A 6498-nucleotide genomic window follows, 5' to 3' on the forward strand; every position below is an offset into this window, starting at 1 on the left:
TACTTATGCCTCCTCTTTCCCCACTAGTATCGTGCCAAGACGTACCCAAGTTGCTCCTTCTTCAATTGCTACTGTAAAGTCGTTGGACATCCCCATCGAAAGCTCGGTTAACGGCTGCTCCAATATGCCAAGCGTGTTGAGCTGATCGCGAAGCTGGCGAAGCGCCTGGAATACAGGTCGTGTCTCTTCGGCTTCTGCTTCGAACGGCGCCATGGTCATTAGACCAACTGGTCGAATGGACCGATATTCGCTAATCGCACGCAGGAAGTCTGGCACCTCATCCGGTTCTAGGCCTTGCTTGCTATCTTCTCCCGACACGTTGACTTGAATGAAGCAAGGTACAATAATGCCAAGCTTGTCTGCCCGGTCTGCGATTGCTTCGGCGAGCGACAGCCTGTCCAGTGAATGAATGTATGTAAACTTGCCGATGACGTCCTTCACTTTGTTCGTCTGCAGCGACCCGATATAATGCCATACCGGCGCTTCCGACGGCGGCAGCTCCTGCAGCGCTTCCCACTTGGGCTTCGCGTTCTGCCAGCGGTTCTCACCTAGTTGACGAACCCCATGCGCGACAACGTCTCGAACAGATTCGAGCGATACATACTTCGTTACCGCGACGACGTTCACCTCATCTCGGCTTCGCCCGCTTCGTTCACATGCTGCCTGAATTAACTGTTCCACTTCTTGTACCCGTTCTGCTAACGTCGACAAGAGGTTCACCTCTTCTCCATGCCAATCCAGCTTGCCATACGACCTGTATTGCCTCTCTCAGCACGATGCGAGAACAGCAAATCTGTCCGACAACTGGTACACCACGATGATATTTCGATATGAGTCGGCAAAATTCCTGCTTTTATCATAATCTGTCGGTTGATTTCTTTCAAGTCGAGCATTGCCTTGCCTTCCTCTGTCCGGCGAATCATCGAATCGATTGGTGGAGCATCGGCAAAACCACTGCACAGCGCCTCCATTCGGCCAATAACAGGACCGTCCACCTCGTAGCAGCATATCCCAATCGCCGGTCCAATCGCACCGTGAAGCTGCGCTGGATCTGTTCCGAATGCCCGCTGCATCGTCTCGACCGTACGGCAGGCAATCTCAGATGCAGTTCCTTTCCAACCGGCATGCGCCAGTCCAACTGCCTCATTCACCGGGTCGTAGAAGTACAAAGGGACGCAATCTGCATAAAAGGAAGCGAGCAGTACGCCTCGAATATTCGTTACAAGTGCATCTGTATCTTGAAGTGCCGATTGCCTCGAATCTCGTCCTCGGCCACTATCATCTTCCGTAACGATATGCACGTTATCGCTGTGGACCTGCTCTGCGGATGTGAAGGCAGCAAACGGCCATCCGATTGCCTGTGCAAGCCGCTGACGGTTCGCCACAACGTCTTCATCCCGGTCGCCGACATGGAGTCCCATATTGAGCGATGACCAATGGCCGCCGCTAACGCCGCCCAGCCTTGTCGTGAAGCCGGCTGTAATGCCAGCACCCGTATCGTTCCAAGCTTCCAGCCGCATAAGAGATGCCCCCTCGCGCTCCGCCTGATCCCATACAAATGGTTCCATGTATATCACCTCTTTATGTCTATTCAGTTCAGTGTACCATAGGGCAATACGACGGAACAGTCATTACAGCAGAAAAGGAGCCCGACGCTCGACAGGCGTTCGGGCTCTGTTCACGTTCTTACCGGTATCTCTTCCTCTTCTGTCTTATAGGCTGCCGCCTTCGCTTCATCCAATCGTACCAGCACCACATCGGCACCAATTTTCACAATGTTGCGCCATGGAATAATGATATCGGTGCCTCCACCGAACATGCCGAAAAATCGGGTAAATGTCGGCACGACGATCGAATCGATGCGCCCTTGACGTAGATCCAGCTCCAAATCGCTCACTTGACCGAGCTTCTTCCCATCCACGATGTTAATAACATCCTTGGTCTGAAAGTCTGAAATTTTCAAGCTGCTCACCACTTTCTGCGCCGGATGGTAGACCAATGCCCAATTGCTCCTGTTATTACTATATGACCATCCTGTCTAAAATGTCCTACCGGCGCAAAAAAACGGCGCAGCCAGCGCCGTTTCTTAAGCTATGAGTCGCAGTATTTGTAGAAGTTCACGTTTTGACGTGCTTCTGCATTTGCTGAATAGCCGACTTCTCCAGACGAGACACCTGCGCCTGTGAAATGCCGATCTCATCGGCTACTTCCATTTGTGTCTTGCCTTCGAAGAAGCGCATGGACAGAATCATTTTCTCCCGCTCATTGAGCTTATGCATCGCTTCACGGAGTGCAATTTCTTCAATCCATGAGATGTCCTTATTCTTATCATCACTGATCTGATCCATCACATAGATCGGATCGCCGCCATCATGGTAGATCGGTTCGAACAGCGACACCGGATCTTGAATCGCATCAAGCGCGAAGACGACATCCTCCTTCGGCACGCCAAGCACCTCAGAAATTTCGAAGATCGTCGGCTCACGCGAGTTCTGGTTCGTTAAACTGTCGCGTACCTGCAGCGCTTTGTAAGCGATATCCCGAAGGCTGCGCGATACGCGAATCGGATTGTTGTCACGCAAATAGCGGCGGATTTCACCGATGATCATCGGCACGGCGTACGTACTGAATTTGACATTCTGGCTCAAGTCGAAGTTATCGATCGCCTTCATCAGGCCGATGCAGCCGACCTGGAACAGGTCGTCGACATATTCGCCACGGTTATTGAACCGCTGAATGACGCTGAGGACGAGCCTCAGATTGCCGTTCACCAATTTCTCTCTTGCTGCCCGTTCGTTGCGCGTTTGCAGCGCCGTAAACAGCTCGCGCATTTCCGCATTTGTCAGGACAGGCAGTTTACTGGTATCCACACCACAGATCTCGACTTTGTTTCGGGTCAACGTGATTACCTCCCAAGGAGAAACATTAATGTTCATTATCTCCCCGCCCCCCCGAAATATTCCTGCCCCCGACACAGTTCGACATAGCTTGTGAAAACGTTGTCGTGTAAGCTACTCCTATAATGAAAGCGCTGCAACGGACAAATAAAAAAAGAAAACAAGCTCATCCGGATTAATGATCGGAGAGCTTGCTTGTTAATTAGAATCCTAGTGATAGACGGCGAAGTTTAGATTGCTGTTCTTCTTCGCTTCCATCTGTCTGAACTTCACCACGATAAGTAATCTTGCCTGTCACAATATCAACAATTGCGATGCCGCGTATATACGCATTTGCTTCATCATGCCTATATGAAATTTCGGCCGTTTGATCATCATAAGGACGAACATCAACATTATCTGATACTCCCCATACATGCGCATCGACTTTCCAAGAATTCACTAATGGATCTCCAACTTGACTTAAATCATAAGCCTCGTAGTATACGACACCATCACTGACGGTGAATCGGGCAAGCTGTGTACCAACGATATTCACGCTGTCTGTACTTTTATCCTTGCCGTTCTCATGAAGGGCAAGCGGTCGTATGGAATCAGTAGTTAAGTTGTACACATAGTAATTCGAAATCGGGTCCGAGCTAGAATTTTCTCGTATATCATCTTTTATAATTACGGTTTCTTCATTGAAAGATACGATGTTTGTGCTATGAAGGGGATTCGGGTCATATCCAGGCAATTCTGCTGTCATGTCCGTCTCCTTCGTAATCGATTGCTTCTTCAAGTCAATGTCCAAGCGGATCAGCTTAGATATCCGATTCACTTGTTGTTCGTCCCCGAACTGGAAGTCCTCATAACGTGTCATATATATACGAATACTCGAAGCATCTACGCCATGAATCATGTCTGTATTCCAATAAGCAGTCCCATCACGTTCTGGCAGGTCAAGCTCAAAATCGGCGTCTTCATTCGTTTCTTTATTAAGAGCCCCCACCTCAAGCTCCCAATGTCCATCGACCTGATGGCTGTATGCATAGCCCAGCATATTCGGCTCATCGACGAACAATCCGTAAGGATATTTCCCTTTCATAAACCGTCGTTTTTGCTTTGTGTCACCAAAATTCTCATATGCATCATCGCCAGTGAACCATTGGAAGTGACGCCGATTGTCTTCATAAGTTGTCTTCTGCTGCCCGATCTTCAAAGACGTAGAGGTTACTCCGGAGCCTGTGTAGTAATAATACCCTTGGACGGCAAGACGGTTTCCGATTGATGCATCGCCCTCTACCGCAACAAGCTTAAAATCAGGTCTACCGTTATTTTTCCAGCCTGATGCGGTATACATCCCGATTCCTACGATAACGAAAGCAATGACTACGAACGTCACGCTATATTTTTTAAACAATGATAAGCCTCCTCTCAACCCGCACAGCAGATCCGCTGTTCTATATCGTAAATTTCTTCGCCAGCAAATATTGACTGTACCAAACTGATATGCCGCTCACAGCTGCAAGTAGAATGAAATAGAACACGGTCAGCTGCGAATCCATCATCGTATACCTATAATCGGATTGAAGAATGATGAGCGGGATCATGACTACGAAGATCGCAACAGCAGCATAGACCAGACCAACTAGAATGCCGTACCAACGATAGCTGCGCTCTAGTAGAATTCCCGTATATAGAACGATAACAGCTGTTATTCCCGTACCGTAGTACAACAGAAGGTCGACGATGCTTGGAGATAAAAGGATGTTCAGTGCAGGATTAATCAGAATGAGCATCTGAAGCGGTACATCTTCCCTCACTTCGCTTGGTACAATCGATCGATAAATCGAATCACCGACCGGCAGCAGCAGTTGCTGCAGCGCCAGCAGCGCTATCATGACCAGGAGCGGCGCAGTCAACTTCGCCCAATATAAGTTACGTCTCGATGCCGGAAGCATCAGAAGCCTTGTCATGAACGGATGACGCCCCACACTATCCCGATACCAAATGAAGACGAAATAGAATCCGATAAAAGCTGCGCAGATGAAGATCGACAAGATCAACCAGTTCAGTTCATCAAACGATTTCGAATAGCTGAAATAGCCGTGCTCATTCGCATATTGTTCCATCGTGGACAGATGCTCTTTTTTCATAATTCGATGCGCGTAATCAATTGACTTGTTAGCCTGTGAATATGCATTGTAAACTTGCAGTGCTGTCGTAATGACGGCAAGGATGCCAAGCGGCAGTGCCAAGCGTCTAAGCTCGAAATTCAGAAGCTTCCAATAAGTCATCGCTTGTACACCTCCCGCATGACGTCAACGACCGACTTGCCTTCTTCCATCCGCATATCGTCGCTTGCGAATTGTTTCGTAATTCGTCCATGGTCCAGCATGACGACATAATCAAGGAGATGCTCCACTTCCCTGATTTCATGTGTTGTAAGGATAATACCGCGTCCCTCTACCATTTCACTCGAAAATACAGCAGCAATCTCTTCTCGGCTGAATAGGTCTACGCCAGAGAACGGTTCATCGAGCAGCATATAGTCAGCATCCATGGCGAGTCCCATTAGCAAGTTCAGCTTCGCCGCCGTCCCCTTCGACAGCGAGTTTACTTTGTCTGCGGGGTTAAGCTGAAATCTCGCAAGCAGCTCGTTCGCCCGTTCGCTGTTCCAATTCCGATAATATTCTTTCATAAAAGAAAAGCAGTCCGCGATCTTCATTCGTCCTGGCATCGTCAGTTGATCCGAGACATAGACCATACGCTCATACATCGCTTGATTACGCGCACTGCCATCGATTCGAATCGTGCCGGATTGGATCGGCGTCAATCCCATGATCGCCTTCAGAATGGTCGTCTTCCCCGCTCCGTTCAGACCCGTTAAGCATGTAATTGCACCACGCGGGGCTGTAAAGGAAACGCCTTGAAGTACCTTCTTTAGGCCAAACCGCTTCTTCACATCAATCAATTCAATCATTTCACGTTGCTCCTTTCTCCCCCTGATCCTGTCCCGACCGCAAGGCCTGCTTCTTCTCCAGTCGTGTTCGAATGAGCGAGAGCAATTGCTCTGCCGGTACTTCAATGTTGTTCACGGAAGCAAGGAAGGTGTCCACTGCCTCCGTCAGCAATTCGTCACGTATGCGGCCCAGTATGATAGTGTCACTCGTAATTCGACTCGGTGAGTTTCCTTCGGTTACGATCAAGCCTTGTTCCTCCATTTCCTTGTACGCCTTCTGAGCCGTGTTCGGATTAATGCCAAGCTGGCTGGCCAGCTCGCGCCGAGACGGAATCGTATCCCCTGACAGAAGCTTCCCGGTTGCGATCCGTTCCTTAAAATGCCTCACGACCTGCAAATAGACGGGATCCCGATTGTTAAACAGCAGTTCCATCCGCGCAGCTCCTTTGCATACTTTCTCAATTACTTGATATAGTATCCAATTTCTAGTGTGTGTACTATGTGGTTCATACACTCTTACTGTATTATGACCGTAGTACACTTTGGTGTCAAGTATATAATTTCTACCCACCTGATATGAACGAAAGTGTCAAGGCGCCATTGTAACTTCCTTGGCACTCTCCGTTTTTCTTTGTTGTTGAAGGGCTGTGCCCTGAA

The 6498-nt window shown here is 48.9% G+C and carries 8 protein-coding genes; all 8 read right to left on the bottom strand.

All coding sequences use genetic code 11. The annotated features are described in order from the left end of the window. Nucleotides 1-3: 3 nt before the first annotated feature. Nucleotides 4-720, bottom strand: coding sequence for a YggS family pyridoxal phosphate-dependent enzyme (locus DFQ01_RS29555; protein WP_110047530.1), 717 nt, complete (start codon nucleotides 718-720; stop codon nucleotides 4-6). After that, nucleotides 717-1568 carry a peptidoglycan editing factor PgeF gene (gene pgeF / locus DFQ01_RS29560; RefSeq protein ID WP_110047531.1) on the bottom strand — a complete coding sequence of 284 codons (852 nt, stop codon included), beginning with the start codon at nucleotides 1566-1568 and terminating at the stop codon, nucleotides 717-719. The genes DFQ01_RS29555 and pgeF overlap by 4 nt, the downstream gene beginning before the upstream one ends. A 110-nt stretch (nucleotides 1569-1678) precedes the next feature. Then, the gene (locus tag DFQ01_RS29565) at nucleotides 1679-1963 is read right to left on the bottom strand and encodes a YlmC/YmxH family sporulation protein (RefSeq protein WP_110047537.1); all 285 of its coding nucleotides are present in this window, start codon (nucleotides 1961-1963) and stop codon (nucleotides 1679-1681) included. A gap of 154 nt (nucleotides 1964-2117) precedes the next feature. Continuing rightward, nucleotides 2118-2900: an RNA polymerase sporulation sigma factor SigG gene (sigG, locus tag DFQ01_RS29570; protein WP_110047538.1), complete on the bottom strand. Its 783-nt coding sequence runs from the start codon at nucleotides 2898-2900 to the stop codon at nucleotides 2118-2120. A gap of 199 nt (nucleotides 2901-3099) precedes the next feature. After that, nucleotides 3100-4299 (bottom strand): hypothetical protein, encoded by a 1200-nt coding sequence (locus DFQ01_RS29575; RefSeq protein ID WP_110047532.1) that lies wholly within the window; start codon nucleotides 4297-4299, stop codon nucleotides 3100-3102. Between the two features lie 40 nt (nucleotides 4300-4339). After that, nucleotides 4340-5176, bottom strand: a complete 837-nt coding sequence (locus DFQ01_RS29580) for a hypothetical protein (RefSeq protein ID WP_110047533.1) — start codon at nucleotides 5174-5176, stop codon at nucleotides 4340-4342. Further along, entirely contained in the window at nucleotides 5173-5862 is a 690-nt protein-coding gene (locus DFQ01_RS29585) for an ABC transporter ATP-binding protein (RefSeq protein WP_110047534.1), read from the bottom strand. The genes DFQ01_RS29580 and DFQ01_RS29585 overlap by 4 nt, the downstream gene beginning before the upstream one ends. 1 nt (nucleotide 5863) lies before the next feature. Continuing rightward, nucleotides 5864-6274, bottom strand: coding sequence for a GntR family transcriptional regulator (locus DFQ01_RS29590; protein ID WP_110047535.1), 411 nt, complete (start codon nucleotides 6272-6274; stop codon nucleotides 5864-5866). Between the last annotated feature and the right edge of the window lie 224 nt (nucleotides 6275-6498).

The sequence above is a fragment of the Paenibacillus cellulosilyticus genome (genome assembly GCF_003182255.1).
In the GTDB taxonomy this organism is placed as follows: Bacteria; Bacillota; Bacilli; order Paenibacillales; family Paenibacillaceae; genus Paenibacillus_T; species Paenibacillus_T cellulosilyticus.